The sequence below is a fragment of the Pelotalea chapellei genome (genome assembly GCF_018531195.1).
GTDB lineage: Bacteria > Desulfobacterota > Desulfuromonadia > Geobacterales > Pseudopelobacteraceae > Pelotalea > Pelotalea chapellei.
This window is the reverse complement of sequence record NZ_JAHDYS010000006.1, coordinates 1-16,109: the sequence shown is the minus strand read 5'-3', so window position 1 is coordinate 16,109 and position 16,109 is coordinate 1. Positions and strand designations below refer to the sequence as shown.

Below are 16,109 nucleotides of genomic sequence, written 5' to 3'. Positions count from 1 at the left end.
AAAAGCGTGTTTAGAGTGATTTTGCTGATACTTGTAGCATTACTGATACAATCGGCAACAAGTGTTCAGGCTGATATTAATGAGATAATCGATATTACTACCAGCAAGGCTGGTAATATCCCTTTTGAACACAAAGTTCACCTTCAGAAGTTGGAGAACAATTGCTCAGCCTGTCACAATTCAATTTTTCATGTAGCACGCAAGAAAAACCCTACATACTCAATGGCAGACATGGAAAAGGGAAAATCGTGCGGCGCCTGCCATAAGAGTACCAGCAGTACCAATAGCGTGAAGCTCACCGATTGCACCAGATGTCACCCTGCTGGCAATATCGACATAAAGATTCCTGGCTTCGGAAACCTGGTCTTCAGCCATGGTAAACATCTCGAAATGTACACCTGTACTGATTGCCACGATACGCTCTTCAGAACCACCCATGACAATCCCCACTTCAGTATGGCGCAAATGGAAAGAGGGAAAAGTTGTGGGGCCTGCCATGATGGTAAAACCGCCTTTTCAGTAAAGGGCGACTGTGTCAGGTGCCATCAACCACCTGAGGTGGTTCTTACCGGTGATTCCCATTTCAGTCATAAGCTTCATCTTGACATGTCCTTCAATTGCAGAGACTGCCATGATAAATTGTTTGTTTCGGGGGTCAATCGTATTTCACGTACAATGAAGGATATGGAAAAAGGCTTTTCATGCGGCGCTTGCCACGATGGGAAGACAGCTTTCTCTGTAAAGGCAGATTGCCTAAAATGCCACAAAAATGTCAGAGACGTTTCTTTCAAGGCATTCAATGCTCGCTTTAGCCATATGTCCCATACCACATTAGTTAAATGTGATGACTGTCATAGTGCCCTTTTTACTGGGGGAATTCATAGCGTTCGTTACACAATGCCTCAGATGGAGAAAGGATCATCGTGCGGCGCCTGCCATGATGGGAAAACCGCTTTTTCCGTTACCGGTCACTGTGAAAAGTGCCATCCAGGCCCAATGGCCGATATTAATTTTAAAATCAAGGATGCCGGGAGCGTCAGTTTCAGCCATACCAGGCACCGTTCCATTCTTGCCTGCAGCGACTGTCATAATGCTCTCATAGGCACAGGTGTATCTTCCAAACGATATTCCATGGCCGATATGGAAAAAGGCAGGTCTTGTGGAGCATGTCATGATGATGAAACGGCTTTCGGGGTAAAAAAAGGATGTAGTGCCTGCCATCCGGTCAAAGAAGTATTATTCACCGATGATGCGCGTTTCAGCCATGATAAGCATCTTGAGATGTACACATGCAGTGACTGTCATAATAAGCTGTTTAATGCAGGAAAGACGAACAAACGTTACACCATGTCTGAAATGGCTCAAGGAGGATCTTGTGGCGCCTGCCATGATGGTAAAACTGCTTTTACCGTCTTAAATGACTGTGAAAAATGTCATAAATCAACAGTTACCATTTCGTTTAATGTCAAAGAAACCGGTATTACCCAGTTTAGCCATAAAAATCATGGGGCATTATATAAATGCAGTGACTGCCATAACAGCATCTTTATGCCTGGTAAAAACTCCAAACGTTTTAGAATGGCCGAGATGGAGCAAGGTAATTCTTGTGGCGCGTGTCATGACGGTACCACTGCTTTTAGTGTTAAATCGAATTGTACCCAATGCCATCCTGCCAGAAAGATAACCTTCCGGCCAAGCGGTGCAGTGTTCAACCATAACTTTCACCCTGGTGCCTACACCTGTAATGACTGCCATCCTTCTCTTTTTATTCCAGGAACCGGCAACAAACACAGTACCATGGCCATGATGGAACAGCGGCAGTCCTGCGGTTCCTGTCATGATGGCAGCACCGCTTTTGGTGTTAAAGCTAACTGCAATAAGTGCCATCCCGGTACGCCGCCAAAGATTCGTTATGAACAGCCACCTGTTACCGGCAATGTGGAATTCAACCATAAGTTGCATGGTGATAAAGGTTATAACTGTAGCGACTGTCATTATGCCGTGGTCGCTTCCGGGGCTGGCACCAAGCGATGGGCTATGAAAGAGATGGATCAGGGCAAGTTCTGCGGTACCTGTCATGGATTCAGCATGGCTTTTAGCGTCAAGGATCCCTTGGCTTGTGAACGCTGCCACCAGAAGGAAGAAAACTGGCGTCCTCAACCAATTCAATAACATTTTTTAACTATACGACATGAAAGGAAGGATACCGTTGTGGATCAGAAGTACACCCCTCGAAATGTAGAACAGAAATGGCAGCAACAGTGGGAGAAAGATTCCACCTTTAAAGTAACTGAAGATGATACTAAACAAAAATATTACCTGCTAGAAATGTTTCCTTATCCTTCAGGAAAGATTCATATGGGGCACGTGCGTAATTACTCAATTGGTGATGTCATTGGAAGATTTAAGCGTATGCGAGGGCTGAATGTACTGCATCCAATGGGATGGGATGCCTTTGGAATGCCTGCCGAAAATGCCGCTATCCAGAACAAAAGCCATCCTGCGAAATGGACTTATGAAAATATTGATTACATGCGTGGACAACTCAAGAAGCTTGGACTTTCCTATGATTGGGGAAGAGAGCTTGCCACCTGTGATGTTGAATATTATCGCTGGGAGCAGAAAATTTTTCTGGAGATGTTTTCAAAGGGACTCGCCTACAAAAAAACTTCCTTCGTAAACTGGTGTCCCAACTGCGAAACGGTTCTGGCTAACGAGCAGGTGGAGGATGGTGCCTGCTGGCGGTGCGATAATGAAGTAAAACAGAAAGAACTGGACCAGTGGTTTTTCCGGATTACTGATTATGCGGAAGAATTACTTGAATGTACTAACGCTCTTGCAGGTTGGCCGGAGCGAGTACTGGTAATGCAGCGTAACTGGATAGGTAAAAGTTTTGGCTGCGAAATTGATTTTCCTCTTGAAGGCAGGTCTGGTGCTGTCAAAGTATTCACCACCCGTCAAGATACTGTTTTTGGAGCCACTTTCATGTCCTTGGCCCCTGAGCATCCTTTTGCTGCTGAACTGACAACACCTGACCGGAAGCTCGAAGTGGACAGTTTTATTGATAAAGTCAAAAAGACCGACAGAATCAGACGCACTGCCGAGGATTTTGAGAAGGAGGGGGTTTTTACCGGCTCATACTGCATCAACCCTCTCACACGCCAGCGCATGCCGATCTATCTGGCCAACTTTGTGCTCATGGACTATGGTACCGGTGCGGTCATGGCTGTGCCCACCCATGATCAGCGTGACTTTGAATTTGCAGTAAAATATTCTCTGCCGCTGCAAGTAGTTATTCAACCCCATGGTGTTAGTTTGAATGCTGAGTCAATGACAGCAGCTTTTACCGAACCGGGCATCCTTGTCAACTCCGGGCAATTTGATGGTATGTCTAGCGATGGAGCCAAAGAAGCCATTGCTGATTTCCTTGAGCAGCAGTCAATGGGAAAAAAGACTGTTAATTTCCGTTTGCGCGACTGGGGCATCTCTCGCCAGCGTTACTGGGGAAATCCCATCCCGGTTATCTATTGTGACGTCTGTGGTGTTGTACCTGTGCCTGAAGAAGATCTGCCGGTACAGTTGCCGATGGATGTCGCATTTACCGGGGAGGGTGGCAGCCCCCTTGCCAAGCTGGATTCGTTCATTAATGTACCCTGTCCACACTGTGGGATTCCTGCACGTCGTGAAACGGATACCATGGATACGTTTGTTCAATCGTCCTGGTACTTCCTGCGTTACTGTTGTCCCGATTTCAAGGAAGGTCCTCTGGACAGTTCACGTGTAAACTATTGGATGTCAGTAGACCAGTACATAGGTGGTATTGAGCATGCGGTTCTGCATCTGCTTTACGCTCGGTTCTTTACAAAAGTCCTGCGCGACCTCGGTTATGTCACCTGCGACGAACCTTTCACCAATCTCCTAACCCAGGGAATGGTCATCAAAGATGGCGCCAAGATGAGCAAGTCCAAGGGGAATGTCGTTGATCCCAATGCACTTATTGAACGTTATGGTGCAGACACTGCTCGTCTCTTTTCACTGTTTGCCGCGCCACCTGAAAAGGATCTGGACTGGAGTGACCAAGGGGTGGATGGTTCTTTCAGGTTTCTCAATCGAGTATGGCGTTTGATTCAAGACAAAGTTGAGATGACGAAGGGCTGCGGTGCGGTGGATACTACAGCTCTGACAGCTGAAGAACGTACCTTGCGTCGTGCTGTTCATAAAACCATTCGTAAAGTGACCGAAGACATCGAAGAACGTTTTCATTTCAACACAGCCATATCTGCAGTAATGGAACTTCTAAATACTCTTCAGAATGCCGATCTGTCTTCACCCCAGCGCGGACCTGTCATGAAAGAGGCGCTGGAAAGTATGGTTCTTCTGCTTTCCCCCTTTGTTCCGCACATTACAGAGGAACTATGGCAGATTCTGGGGCACTCGATACCATTGTCATCATCCTCTTGGCCACTCTATGATGGTGAGGCTATCATCGACGAAGAAGTACTTGTGGTAGTGCAGGTAAATGGCAAGCTGCGTTCCAAATTAACGGTCGCTTCAGGAACAGACGAGGAGACTCTTAAATCTCGCGCTCTGGCAGATGAAAAAATTCTGCCTTATCTGGAAGGAGTCCAAGTGCGCAAGGTTATATGTGTGCCGGGAAAGCTTGTCAATATTGTGGTGGGGTAGGGAAGTGTTCCGTAAAACAAGCAAATTTATGATCCTATTACGCGCCTTGCTCACTATAGCTATTGTTATGCAACTGTCAGGGTGCGGCTACCATTTTTCCGGTTCGGGCGATAACACTATTGCTACGGGTCAGTCTATCTGGGTCTCTTTTATCCGTAACGAATCTACAAGTTCAATTGCCCAGACCGTCCTGCGCCGCGCTCTATTTGAGGAATCCCATCGGCTTCGGGGATTGTTTCCAGCGGCTAGCGAGAGTGATGCAGAACTCGTGGTAAACGGTACCCTTCGCTCATATTCAAGTAAGGCAGTTTCCTACACAGCTGCCGATCGTGCCCGGGAATACCGTCTGATGCTTAACGTGGAACTGGAAATTCGGCGCAAAGGAATGAATTCTCTACTCTGGAAAGGTAGTTTGCAGTCATATCAGGATTTCCCTGCATCGGATAATCTAGCGTTGCAGCAAAATGCAGAAGAAGCGGCACTGGTTGCCGCTTCACGTATAATAGCGCAGAAAATGCTTGTCGCTTCAGAACAGGCATATTGAAATGACATCACAAGAACTGGAAACAAATATCAGGAAAGGTCAAATTCCCAAACTTTGTTATCTCTACGGAGAAGAATCATTTCTCGTTGAGCGTGCAGCGCGACTGTTGCTGGATCGCGCTATTGATCAATCTCTTAAAGATTTTAATTTTAATGTTTTCTACGGCAATGAAAGCAGAGGAATCGACATCGTTGATGCCGCTCAGACGCTGCCCATGTTTGCTGAGCGGCGAGCGGTTCTGGTGAAACGTTCAGAGTTGCTCAAGGCCGAAGCACTGGAAATACTGCTCCCTTATGTGCAGAAGCCTGCAGAATCAACCTGCCTGATTTTCACAGGTACAAAAGTGGATCAACGCAAGAAGATTTTTTCGGAGTTTAAAAAACAGGGCGCTCTTGTAGAATTCAAGCGTCTGTATGACAACAAACTTTCCAACTTCGTTCAGACCGAAGCAAATCTTTCAGGCAAACCAATTGAACCAGCTGGGGCTGACCTGCTCGCTCTTCTGATAGGCAATAACCTGCAGGAGTTATCATCTCAAATTGAAAAATTGGTAGTATATGCAGGATCCCGACAAAGAATCACTGCAGAAGACGTTCGCACTATCGCCAGCAGCAGCAAGGCATTTACTGCTTTTGAGCTCGCTCGCTTTCTAGGCATAAAAGATTTGCAGAATGCATTGAGGAGCCTAGAAACACTCTTTAAAAATGGAGAAGGGGTACCGCCCATTCTTGGGGCACTTTCGCGCCATTTTAGACAACTTTGGCGTGTTCGTGAAATGCTCGATCAAAAAAATTCCCAAGGTGACATAAGTAGGGAATTGGGGATCAATACTTTTTTTCTGGGTGAATATCTGCAACAGGCAAAAAATTTTGGACGGGGGGAATTGCGAATAATCTTTGATGCGCTTTACCGATGCGATGTGTCCTCTAAATCGGGAGGGCATCCCTACACATTGATGCATGCTCTGGCAGTAGGTATATGTAAAGGCAGATTTGAGTAAAAACATCATTTCGTACATTAAAAAAGGGACTTTCCATAAGGAAAGTCCCTTTTTACATTAGAACTAGCTATTTCTTAACCGAGCGTATTTACCAGTTTTGTTAGCCGCGAAACATTGCGTGAAGCATTCGAACGATGAATGACGCCTTTTGTAGCTGTAACGTCTATAACTGGAATTGCAGCCTTAAGGGCTGCGGTTGCTGCTTCCTTGTCCTTGGCTTCAACTGCTTCACGAATACGCTTGATGTATGTTTTAAGCGTTGATGAAACATGCCTGTTACGGGCATTTTTCTTCGCGTTCTGTTTGATCCGTTTGATTGCCGACTTGTGATGTGCCAAACTGCACCTCCATAAACGTAATTACGTTGAGTGATTGAGTTAAAGCGAGTTTATTACCATTGATTGCCATGTATTGTCAAGGAAATTAAGGACTAATATGCACGTGACGTCCATTTACCTGGATCTTTCCATCAGCAAAAAGCCTGATCGCCTCAGGAAAACACCGATGCTCTTCCCGCTGGATACGGGCAGAGAGAGTCTCCTCCGTATCGTTGTGCTCAATGGGTACAACCGCCTGAAGTATTATGGGGCCGGTATCGGTCCCACAGTCAACTAAATGTACCGTACAGCCACTGTAGCGAACACCGTAATCTAGTGCTTGCTTTTGAGCATGCAAGCCTGGGAAGGCAGGCAGCAGCGCAGGATGGATGTTCACAATGGCATGGGGAAAAGCGTTTACCATAATTTCAGACAACAACCTCATGAAGCCGGCTAGAATAACCAGTTCAACTTCATGATCTTTTAAAATCTGCACCAGCGCTGAGTCATACTCACGCCGATTGGAAAAGTTCTGGTTTTGGTGAATCACTGTGGTTACGCCATGTTTGATGGCGCGTTTAAGTGCAAAAGCATCGGGGTTGTTGCTGACAACGCACGTTATCCGCGCATTTATAGATCCGGCCTCAATTGCATCTATGATGGCCTGAAGATTGGAGCCGTTACCTGAAACCAGAACAGCAAGCTTGAGCGGTGACTGGGTTATCATTAACTCTCCACCAATACGATGTTTTCACTATTTTCACTACAGGAAGTTATTTCACCGATGATCCAAGCACGCTCCTGTAAGCCGGTAAGACGATCTATCATGTCTTCTGCATCTTTTTCAGACACAACCAAGACCATACCAATTCCCATGTTAAATGTTCTATACATCTCATCTCGTTCAACGTTTCCTGCTTTTTGCAGGATGTCAAAAAGGGCAGGGCGTTCCCATCGAGGAAGATGTATTGCGGCCTGACATCCTCGCGGCAGAATACGGGGAATATTCTCCAGCAGACCGCCTCCAGTAATGTGCGCAATACCGTTAATGGTAAAATCTTTAAGCAGATTCAATATTGAACGAATATAGATGCGGGTAGGTGTTAGAAATTCGTCAGCAACAGTACGTCCGGTTCCTGGTAATTCAGAATCGATAGAGAGTCCCATGCAGTCAAAGACGAGCTTCCGGGCTAAAGAATAACCATTACTATGAAGCCCACTTGAAGCAATCCCAATCAATCGGTTGCCAACCCCAATCCCTGATCCATCGATAATATGGTCTCGATCAACAACACCGACTGCGAATCCGGCAATATCATATTCTCCATCAGAATAAAAACCTGGCATCTCGGCGGTTTCTCCACCGATCAGAGCACATCCAGCCTGACGGCACCCTTCAGCTATGCCTTTGACAACTGCAGCTGCCTTCTCAGGTAAAAGAGCACCGGTAGCGAGATAATCAAGAAAAAAAAGCGGTTCAGCTCCTTGTACCACAATATCATTGACACACATGGCAACCAGATCAATTCCCACCGTCTCATGCCGGTCAGCCATAAATGCAATTTTAAGCTTGGTACCAACACCATCTGTGCCTGAAACAAGAACAGGGTTTTTGAATTTTGAGGTATTCAACGAAAACAGACCGCCGAAACCACCGATATCTGCCATAACCTCGGGCCTGTAGGTAGATTTTACCAAAGGCTTGATCATGTTTACAAAACTGTTACCGGCAGCGATATCCACACCGGCATCCTTATAAGTAATTCTCTGATCGCTCAACGTTATCCTCCTTAGACGAACTGACTTTGTAAAACATGGGCAGAGAAATGTCAATTTCAAACTGGAGAATGAATATGTTCCTGCTCCGTTGGAGCGTTTAAACTTGACAAATCATGCTGTTTTGCGATTATAAAAAACCATGCCTATCTACCAGACAAACCAAATAAAGTCTCTGGCAACAGTGTTGATAGTATCGATTCTGCTGATTGCTTGCTTGCCGGCACACGCTGACATATACCGCTATGAAGATTCCGAAGGCATCGTTCATTTCACAGACGCCCCAACTGACAAAAGATTTATTGTTTTCATGCGAGACATCAAAAAGGACAAGGAACTTCGCACTCGACTCAAGCTTTCAAAGACTGTTAATCCTGCTGAATATGAAAGCATAATTAAAAATTGCTCGGAAAAATATGGCGTCAATATTCCGTTAATTAAGGCTGTCATCCATGCTGAATCAGGCTATAATCCTAATGCTGTTTCAGTAAAAGGGGCAAGTGGCTTGATGCAGTTAATGCCTGGCACAGCCCGATCACTTAGGGTTACTGACAGCTTTAATCCCAAAGATAACGTAGAAGGTGGAGTAAAATACCTGCGTTTCCTGTTGGATACTTTCCGCGGTGATGTTTCCCTGGCATTGGCGGCATACAATGCAGGGCTTAGCAAGGTAGCCAAATACCGTGGGATCCCTCCTTATAATGAAACTAAAAACTATGTAAACAAGGTTATTTCTTATATGCAATCCTATCAGGCGAACTGATGAGTTCCGCAAATCCCCATCCGATTTTTAATATACCTAATATTTTAACCATGACACGTATTGCTGCTATTCCCTTGCTGGCAGGACTGCTCATGTCACCATCCCAACCTGCGGGTTTCTGGGCAGCTGCGGTCTTTGCGCTGGCCTCCATAACGGATTGGCTTGATGGGTATCTTGCTCGACGCATGGGCATTGTAACTGTTTTTGGGAAGTTTCTTGACCCGATTGCGGATAAACTTATTGTCATGGCAGCCCTGATAATGATCTTGCCCTTTAACCGCGTTCCAGCTTGGATGGTTCTGGTCATTTTGGGCAGAGAGATTATTATTACAGGCTTGCGGGGGATTGCATCAAGTGAGGGGATAATCATCCACGCAAGCGATCTTGGTAAATTCAAGACCATTTTCCAGATTGTTGCCATAATCGGACTACTTTTGCATTACAATTATAATTGGTTATTTGGAATTCAGGATCCATTACTAATTGTCAATATGCACAATGTAGGGATGTTTTATCTTTGGATAGCTACTCTGCTTACAGTGTGGTCAGGTATGGATTATCTGGTAAGGTTTGTTCGAGTGATTGTGCGGTAGATATTCACTGATTCGTATGTCCAAGTAAAACCTCAAAACGTTCGCCGGCCAGAGTGAATAGTACACGATCCCTTAAAATAGCCTCGACCTTCGCTCCCTCAATAATGGAGGTTTTTGTAGCCTGCGCTCCATTAATTATTGCCACACTATTATCACCTTCCTGAAAAGCAATTCCATCTACTTTAAGCAACGGACGTGACGAAGCAGTTGTTTTACGGGCCTCAGGTAGGGGCAAAAGTGGTTGGATCGGCTTGACTGATGTTATTTTTTCCTTAGTTGTTATTTGATTTGACATTGAAACAGTATTTTTAGGCGGTTGCTGCCGGTTTTTTTGTACAGCAACAGCACGGTACGAAGAAGTAAGGCTGGGGGGCGTCGGTGATTGTCTTGGTTCTGCCGGCACGATTGGATTCGACACTACCCGCTCAACGGGAATGTCCTTCGAAGGGGAAGAAACAGCAGATTGGGCTGGCTGTTTATTAGCTTCAGTTACAGGAGAAACAAGAGCGGTTTGAACATCGGACTTTACGTAAAGGTATGTCGCACCTCCACCACAAATAAATACAAGCACAGCTGCAATTCCTACTCTCAGCGGAGTCAGGTTAAGTGTCGTGCTATCGCGTAAAATCTCTGAATGTATCTTCAACGATTCCGGTTTACGAGTTACTTTCTCATCCTCAAGTTTTTTGAGTGCCTTCAGAATAGAACTCATCGGTTGACCACATTCTGTTTTAAAATCGGAACTCGGCGTGCAGTATCATAGCTGGTTAACGCTGCCAAAGTTGTTTCTCCCAATGTATCATCGACGGAGAGATTTCTTGAACGTTGAAAATCACGTGCCGCCTTTATTGTCAAGCTACTGTAATCTCCATCGATATTTCCCTTGTAAACACCCGCTAGCTTAAGAAAACGCTGCAGCTGGCGAATTTCGTAACGTTTTTCTCCAGGAGAGATGTTATCCGGTATATTTCCGGTATTTTGCCACACCAAATAAAAAGCGCCAGTTGAAATTTTTGCTAAATCTTCCTTATTGATCATACTACTACCGAACAATGCAGGAGAAACTGTTATAGAACCATTATCGGCAGATGTGACGGCAACGCAATAATTTCCTAGCCATCCCTTGGCATTGGTTACCATTAGGAACGGAACATTTAGACCAATTGCTTGGTCAAGAGAACCTTTGAACAGTGTACACCGCAAGTTCCTTTTGGCTGCAAGAGTATTAAACATTTCAGGAACTGTCATCTTTCCTTTGAATATTTTTATGGGACGTACCCCCCAGGCCGAAGCCAATGAATTAAAGGCTTTTATATGGGTATTATTTTGATCGCGGTCAAGAAGTTCTTGTTCCAACTTTGGAACTTGCCTGACTTGAGCTGGTTGGGACAAGGCATTAGAATCTGTAATGACCGATTTTTTAAGAGCTTTTATGTTATCAGTTTTGGCTGCAACATTGTTCGAAGAGGGAATCGGCATCCAATGAGCTACTGAAAAAATCAGCAGTCCGATCATTGCAAGTGCGAAAGCAATTTTTCGCGCATACAACATTCTGCCTTCCGTAGGTAGATTAAGTATTTCTTTAATCGCTCTGCTAACTGTCCTAGCATTAATACTGCGACGCTCGTCACCATAAGCTATCAGCAGTGCACGGTCACAGAGGATGTTTATCATACGGGGCACGCCATGGGTATACATGTAAATCCATTTTAAGGCGTAATAGCCAAAAGACACACCGCCCATATTCCCGGCCACTTCCATGCGGTGCCTGATGTATGCACGAGTTTCGTCCATACTCATGGATCGGAGCTTATAACGAACAGCTATGCGCTGGTTGAGTTGTCTCAAATCCGGACGTTGAAGTAGAGCCTCAAGCTCCGGTTGTCCTGCAAGTATGATTTGTATTAATTTATCGTTTTCAGTTTCAAGATTCGATATGAGACGAATTTGCTCAAGTACATCCGGCTGAAGATTTTGAGCTTCATCAATAACCAAAACAACAGTGCGACCTTTACTATTTTCGTTCAAAAGGAACTGATTCAGTGAAGCTAGAAGTTCATTGGCGTATTCGCTATTCGCATCGACACCGAACTCCTGATTGATACTTCGTAGTAGTTCCACCCCGGTCAAACAGGGGTTAAATATCAGAGCACTGCGATAGCTTTCATCCTTAAGCTGCCCCAGTAAAGTGCGCAAAACTGTAGTTTTTCCTGTTCCAACCTCGCCGACCAATTCAATGAAACCATAGTGATTGTTGATCCCAAATAATAGATGCGCAAAAGCTTCTTTATGATTTTTGCTAAGAAAAATAAATCGAGGATTAGGAGTAAGGGTGAAAGGCTTTTCATTGAAACCAAAGTATTTTGTGTACATAAGGGCCGTTTCTTCAAGTTTCTATTTTAATTTTGCTATATTCTAACATACTCTTTTTATTTTCAAGTAATTTATAAATTTCATAATAGCCTTTTTAAGCTCTTAAAATTGTGAGGCCGTATGCATTACATAAAATGTGAAGATTTAGATTTTAATCAAACTTTAGCAAAAGACCTTGTCAGTCTTAGTGATGTTATAAAAACCTACCCCTTCCGTGTTTCCGCCCATTATGCAGCTTTGATACGTAAAAAGGATGATGCAGTTTGGCGTCAATGCATTCCTGATCTAAAAGAACTTGAAGATGATGAACAGGCTTCTGATCCGTTGGCCGAAACGGCCTTGAGTCCGGTCCCAGGACTCATTCATCGTTACCCTGACCGTGTTGTACTGCTGGTTTCCAATCGCTGTCCAGTGTATTGCCGATTCTGTATGCGCAAACGGCACGTAGGGGAGGGGGAAAGACCTCTTGGGCCTGCGGCGTTGCAAGCAGCTCTTGCTTACATTGCTTCGAAACCTGAAATTCGGGATGTTATCCTTTCAGGCGGCGATCCACTAATGTTGGACGATTTTTCTCTACATCACGTTCTTAGCAGTCTACGAAAAATTCAACATGTCTCTATCATCAGGATCGGCACACGAATTCCGGTAACGTTACCGGACAGAGTCACGCCAGAGCTATGTGCTATGCTTAAAAAATTTCACCCGCTTTATTTAAATACGCACTTCAATCATCCATCAGAAATCACCACTAAATCAGCACAGGCCTGCGCCTTACTAGCAGATGCCGGTATTCCATTGGGCAATCAATCTGTCTTGCTGCGGGGAGTAAACGACACTGTGGGATGCATGAGAGAACTGGTAACAGGCTTGTTGGGATTACGCATCAGGCCTTATTACATCCATCAAATGGATCTGGTAAAAGGAACTGGACATTTCCGCACATCAGTGGCAACAGGATTAGAAATTATAAGGGGGTTACGTGGCCACGTATCAGGATTAGCAGTGCCACATTATGTTATCGATTTACCTAATGGAAAGGGAAAAGTACCACTATTGCCAGAAATGGTAGTGCGGAAAGGAAATGTGCTAACTGTGATGACATATCAGGGAGAAAAGGTCACTTATCATGATATTGATCCACTGTTATAGATCTTCAGGACTAAAAGCTAGTACCTCATCGATTCGATTCGCATCAACCAACAGCATGATTAGGCGGTCGACTCCAAGAGCAATGCCAGCCGATGGCGGTAGGGCAGCAAGCTCCGTAAGAAACGGTTCTGGAAGAGGGAGGGGGGCGGAACCTGTTGCTAATCTTTTTGAATTTGCGAGTAAAAAACGTTTGCGCTGCTCAAATGGATCGTTCAATTCGCTAAACCCATTTGCTAACTCAAGGCCACCAAGATAAAATTCAAATCGTTCGGCTATTGTAGAATCACTCGGTTTTACACGGGCGAGGGCAGCCATTTCTACCGGATAATCCATAAGAATGACAGGTATATCCAAAGGCAGGGCAGGTTCAATTTGTGTCACCATAATCTCGTCAAAAGTATCCCCGACTATAGCCTCTTCCATTGTCAGCGCACTAAATTTTTGAAACATTTCTTTCACGGTTAATCGTTTTGCGGTGTGTGTCAAATATATGTTTTTTCCTTGGTAGACAATATTTTCTTGCTGACAGCATTCCACAGCCAGCCACCTGAGCAAATTCTCGCAGTCTTTCATCAAATCCAAATAACTGTTGTTGGCACGATACCATTCCAACATAGTAAATTCCGGAACATGGTGCCTGCCACGTTCACCACGGCGCCAGCAATGACTAATTTGAAAAATTTTTTCATGTCCCTGGCACAATAGGCGCTTCATGCAAATTTCCGGTGAAGTTTGCATAAACCAATTTGCACTGCAAATAGGATCGATATATTCCTCAGGGGCATTTGCTGGAATTCGTAAAGGAGTTTCCACCTCTAAAAAGCCTTGGGAGACGAAAAAATGACGTATCTCTTGAATGATACGTGCTCTACGAATGAGATTGTTATGACGAAATAACATGTTTATCCATAAAAAAAGGCGAATCCTGTCCTGGACTCGCCTTAATCTTTCTGAATCAGATTATTAACCTTTGACGCGGGTAGAATATTCTCCGGTTCGAGTATCAATTGTGATAAGTTCGCCCTCTTCAATAAATGGTGGCACCCTGAGTACATAACCTGTCTCAAGCGTTGCAGGCTTAGAATCGTTACCGCTGGTGTCTCCTTTTGCCCATGGATCAGTCTGAACAACACGAAGATTTACGAAGTTAGGTAAGGAGGCTCCGATTGCTTTCTCACCAAAAATCAAAACATCCACTTTTAGATTTTCAAGAAGGAAATTTTTAGAATCTCCAAGGGTTTCCTCTTCCATAACAACCTGTTCATAGGTCTGTTGATCCATAAATGTGTAATGGGTGCCTTCTTTGTAGAGGTACTCCATCTGTCGCTCTTCAAGGCTTGCTGGCTCAAAAGTCTCACCAGAACGATAAGTGCGGTCCAATATTGTCCCGTTGATCATGTTACGCATTTTAGTGCGATAAAGGGCTTGTCCTTTTCCGGGTTTGGTGAAATCGAAGGCGATGACGACGTAAGGATCACCGTCGAGGGTTAATTTCAATCCTTTTTTAAGGTCTGCAACACTGTACATTTATACCCTCACTAATATGTAATTCGAAAATGCGAGAAGCCCATCGTAATCATGGGCTCTTGTTTTCAAAAGTTTTATAAAGATTTATTTTGCGCGGTAGGTAATACGTCCCCGACTCAGGTCATAAGGTGAAAGCTCAACAGTAACCTTATCACCGGGTAGTATTTTGATGAAATATTTTCGCATCTTACCTGAAATATGAGCTAGGACAACATGATCATTGTCAAGTTTTACACGAAACATGGCGTTCGGGAGCGGCTCTATAACCGTACCTTCTACTTCTATTGCTTCTTCTTTACTCATGCAGTTAAAAGCTCCTTGTTTGTGTGTTCACAAATCCATCGCGTATAATACTGATAATAGTGTACTAAAGCAAGTGGAATAGTAATGCAGGTACACCACTAAAATAAGAGGTTACTTTTTATCAACCAAGTCGGTCAGCCATTTTTCAATAGTTTCACGATGATATCGCACAGAACCGCCTAGCTTGACTCGGCCTGGAACCGCATCATTTTTATCCATTCGAACCAGGGTCGCCCGTGAAATGCTTAGTAATGAACATAAATCAGCTACAGACAGAAAAAGTGCAGCAGGGCGAGTTTTAATGCCCTGGGAATTTTGATTTTTTTCCAAATTAACAACATCTGTTTCGGGTAATGTTTTTTGGGGTTGTCTTTTAGTCTTCTTTTTTTCAGTTGAAACATTATTGCCTATTAAGTCGGTTTTTTGATTAGAGAAAACGGTAGGCAAAAAATCATTTTCTAGTCCTGCGAAGAGAGGAGCATCATCAAAATCAACTTTTCTGTACTTTGATGAATTTTTTATATCATTGTGTGTCATTTTGACTCCCTTAGTCCAATAAATGTAAAACTATTACTTATTCCTGGATACTAAGCAATTTGATTGCTTGCTCAAAAAAATTCATATTTTGTCAGATTGTATTACATGTTCTTTTTTGTGTCATCTTGTTTCAAAATATTTTTACGCCTAAGTCTCAGATTCTGTAATAAAGGTGATTTAGGATGGCTTTCGAAAATGACCTATGGCAGGCGTTTTATGATGCGGGAATACTATGGGCAGCCTTATACCCAAGACCTGTTATTCAAGCGCTATGAAGTTCTTATGTATAGGCATACTTTTATGCGCATAAATAGCTCATAAGTTATATTGCAATAAGTTTAACATTAATTTTAATTAAGGGAGTTTTGCTGAAAGTCAAAAGCGGGTTTTGGGTGTGGGGTGTACGTTATTCGGCGGGTAATCATCATCATGGCCCGTGTTCTAGCTTCCTCTCTAGTTTACATCGTTCACGGCGGTTGTTTGTCCTTCGGACGCAGGCATATTATTTCCCCATAATCACACAACAGAGGTATTTGCTACTGTT

The 16,109-nt window shown here is 44.1% G+C and carries 16 protein-coding genes; 7 read left to right on the top strand and 9 right to left on the bottom strand.

Annotated elements, in window-relative coordinates; all coding sequences use genetic code 11:
• The first annotated feature begins 6 nt into the window (after positions 1 to 6).
• From KJB30_RS18435 to holA, 4 genes are read left to right on the top strand one after another with little or no spacing between them, the layout of a single operon-like run.
• Positions 7 to 2,172 carry a c(7)-type cytochrome triheme domain-containing protein gene (locus KJB30_RS18435; RefSeq protein ID WP_214297626.1) on the top strand — a complete coding sequence of 722 codons (2,166 nt, stop codon included), beginning with the start codon at positions 7 to 9 and terminating at the stop codon, positions 2,170 to 2,172.
• A gap of 39 nt (positions 2,173 to 2,211) precedes the next feature.
• Positions 2,212 to 4,683: a leucine--tRNA ligase gene (leuS, locus tag KJB30_RS07595; RefSeq protein WP_214297624.1), complete on the top strand. Its 2,472-nt coding sequence runs from the start codon at positions 2,212 to 2,214 to the stop codon at positions 4,681 to 4,683.
• Positions 4,684 to 4,711: 28 nt separating this feature from the next.
• Positions 4,712 to 5,227 (top strand): LPS-assembly lipoprotein LptE, encoded by a 516-nt coding sequence (locus tag KJB30_RS07590; protein ID WP_214297622.1) that lies wholly within the window; start codon positions 4,712 to 4,714, stop codon positions 5,225 to 5,227.
• A gap of 1 nt (position 5,228) precedes the next feature.
• Positions 5,229 to 6,227 (top strand): DNA polymerase III subunit delta, encoded by a 999-nt coding sequence (gene holA, locus KJB30_RS07585; RefSeq protein ID WP_214297620.1) that lies wholly within the window; start codon positions 5,229 to 5,231, stop codon positions 6,225 to 6,227.
• Between the two features lie 74 nt (positions 6,228 to 6,301).
• On the opposite strand, the gene rpsT is transcribed toward holA, so the two are convergent.
• From rpsT to purM, 3 genes are all read right to left on the bottom strand, one after another.
• Positions 6,302 to 6,565 (bottom strand): 30S ribosomal protein S20, encoded by a 264-nt coding sequence (gene rpsT / locus KJB30_RS07580; protein WP_214297618.1) that lies wholly within the window; start codon positions 6,563 to 6,565, stop codon positions 6,302 to 6,304.
• An 85-nt stretch (positions 6,566 to 6,650) separates the two neighbouring features.
• The gene (purN, locus tag KJB30_RS07575; RefSeq protein WP_214297616.1) at positions 6,651 to 7,271 is read right to left on the bottom strand and encodes a phosphoribosylglycinamide formyltransferase; all 621 of its coding nucleotides are present in this window, start codon (positions 7,269 to 7,271) and stop codon (positions 6,651 to 6,653) included.
• The gene (purM, locus tag KJB30_RS07570) at positions 7,271 to 8,323 is read right to left on the bottom strand and encodes a phosphoribosylformylglycinamidine cyclo-ligase (protein ID WP_214297614.1); all 1,053 of its coding nucleotides are present in this window, start codon (positions 8,321 to 8,323) and stop codon (positions 7,271 to 7,273) included. Before purM ends, purN begins: the two co-directional genes overlap by 1 nt.
• Positions 8,324 to 8,462: 139 nt before the next feature.
• Between purM and KJB30_RS07565 the strand changes: the two genes are divergently transcribed.
• Together KJB30_RS07565 and pgsA are read left to right on the top strand one after the other, a co-directional pair.
• Entirely contained in the window at positions 8,463 to 9,083 is a 621-nt protein-coding gene (locus KJB30_RS07565; RefSeq protein ID WP_214297612.1) for a lytic transglycosylase domain-containing protein, read from the top strand.
• Positions 9,083 to 9,676 carry a CDP-diacylglycerol--glycerol-3-phosphate 3-phosphatidyltransferase gene (gene pgsA / locus KJB30_RS07560; RefSeq protein ID WP_214297610.1) on the top strand — a complete coding sequence of 198 codons (594 nt, stop codon included), beginning with the start codon at positions 9,083 to 9,085 and terminating at the stop codon, positions 9,674 to 9,676. The genes KJB30_RS07565 and pgsA overlap by 1 nt, the downstream gene beginning before the upstream one ends.
• 4 nt (positions 9,677 to 9,680) lie before the next feature.
• On the opposite strand, the gene KJB30_RS07555 is transcribed toward pgsA, so the two are convergent.
• Together KJB30_RS07555 and KJB30_RS07550 are read right to left on the bottom strand one after the other, a co-directional pair.
• Positions 9,681 to 10,388, bottom strand: a complete 708-nt coding sequence (locus KJB30_RS07555; protein WP_214297608.1) for a hypothetical protein — start codon at positions 10,386 to 10,388, stop codon at positions 9,681 to 9,683.
• A complete protein-coding gene (locus KJB30_RS07550; protein ID WP_214297606.1) occupies positions 10,385 to 12,049 on the bottom strand; it encodes an ExeA family protein in 1,665 nt (554 codons plus the stop codon). The genes KJB30_RS07555 and KJB30_RS07550 overlap by 4 nt, the downstream gene beginning before the upstream one ends.
• 120 nt (positions 12,050 to 12,169) lie before the next feature.
• Between KJB30_RS07550 and KJB30_RS07545 the strand changes: the two genes are divergently transcribed.
• Positions 12,170 to 13,198, top strand: a complete 1,029-nt coding sequence (locus KJB30_RS07545; RefSeq protein WP_214297604.1) for a KamA family radical SAM protein — start codon at positions 12,170 to 12,172, stop codon at positions 13,196 to 13,198.
• On the opposite strand, the gene epmA is transcribed toward KJB30_RS07545, so the two are convergent.
• From epmA to KJB30_RS07525, 4 genes are all read right to left on the bottom strand, one after another.
• Complete coding sequence (gene epmA / locus KJB30_RS07540) at positions 13,193 to 14,098, bottom strand: EF-P lysine aminoacylase EpmA (RefSeq protein WP_214297602.1); 906 nt, start codon at positions 14,096 to 14,098, stop codon at positions 13,193 to 13,195. The two genes, KJB30_RS07545 and epmA, sit on opposite strands and share 6 nt — an antisense overlap.
• Before the next feature lie 63 nt (positions 14,099 to 14,161).
• A complete protein-coding gene (gene efp / locus KJB30_RS07535; RefSeq protein WP_214297600.1) occupies positions 14,162 to 14,725 on the bottom strand; it encodes an elongation factor P in 564 nt (187 codons plus the stop codon).
• Between the two features lie 84 nt (positions 14,726 to 14,809).
• Positions 14,810 to 15,028 (bottom strand): translation initiation factor IF-1, encoded by a 219-nt coding sequence (infA, locus tag KJB30_RS07530; protein ID WP_214297598.1) that lies wholly within the window; start codon positions 15,026 to 15,028, stop codon positions 14,810 to 14,812.
• Between the two features lie 111 nt (positions 15,029 to 15,139).
• Positions 15,140 to 15,565: a helix-turn-helix transcriptional regulator gene (locus KJB30_RS07525; RefSeq protein ID WP_214297596.1), complete on the bottom strand. Its 426-nt coding sequence runs from the start codon at positions 15,563 to 15,565 to the stop codon at positions 15,140 to 15,142.
• Positions 15,566 to 16,109 lie beyond the last annotated feature (544 nt).

Excerpts from the sequence above, each read along its gene's own strand:
- KJB30_RS07590 (WP_214297622.1), top strand. The coding sequence starts at position 4,712 with ATGATCCTATTACGCGCCTTGCTCACTATAGCTATTGTTATGCAACTG.
- holA (WP_214297620.1), top strand. The coding sequence starts at position 5,229 with ATGACATCACAAGAACTGGAAACAAATATCAGGAAAGGTCAAATTCCC.
- purN (WP_214297616.1), bottom strand. The coding sequence starts at position 7,271 with ATGATAACCCAGTCACCGCTCAAGCTTGCTGTTCTGGTTTCAGGTAAC.
- KJB30_RS07565 (WP_214297612.1), top strand. The coding sequence starts at position 8,463 with ATGCCTATCTACCAGACAAACCAAATAAAGTCTCTGGCAACAGTGTTG.
- pgsA (WP_214297610.1), top strand. The coding sequence starts at position 9,083 with ATGAGTTCCGCAAATCCCCATCCGATTTTTAATATACCTAATATTTTA.
- KJB30_RS07555 (WP_214297608.1), bottom strand. The coding sequence starts at position 10,388 with ATGAGTTCTATTCTGAAGGCACTCAAAAAACTTGAGGATGAGAAAGTA.
- KJB30_RS07550 (WP_214297606.1), bottom strand. The coding sequence starts at position 12,049 with ATGTACACAAAATACTTTGGTTTCAATGAAAAGCCTTTCACCCTTACT.
- KJB30_RS07545 (WP_214297604.1), top strand. The coding sequence starts at position 12,170 with ATGCATTACATAAAATGTGAAGATTTAGATTTTAATCAAACTTTAGCA.
- epmA (WP_214297602.1), bottom strand. The coding sequence starts at position 14,098 with ATGTTATTTCGTCATAACAATCTCATTCGTAGAGCACGTATCATTCAA.
- efp (WP_214297600.1), bottom strand. The coding sequence starts at position 14,725 with ATGTACAGTGTTGCAGACCTTAAAAAAGGATTGAAATTAACCCTCGAC.
- infA (WP_214297598.1), bottom strand. The coding sequence starts at position 15,028 with ATGAGTAAAGAAGAAGCAATAGAAGTAGAAGGTACGGTTATAGAGCCG.
- KJB30_RS07525 (WP_214297596.1), bottom strand. The coding sequence starts at position 15,565 with ATGACACACAATGATATAAAAAATTCATCAAAGTACAGAAAAGTTGAT.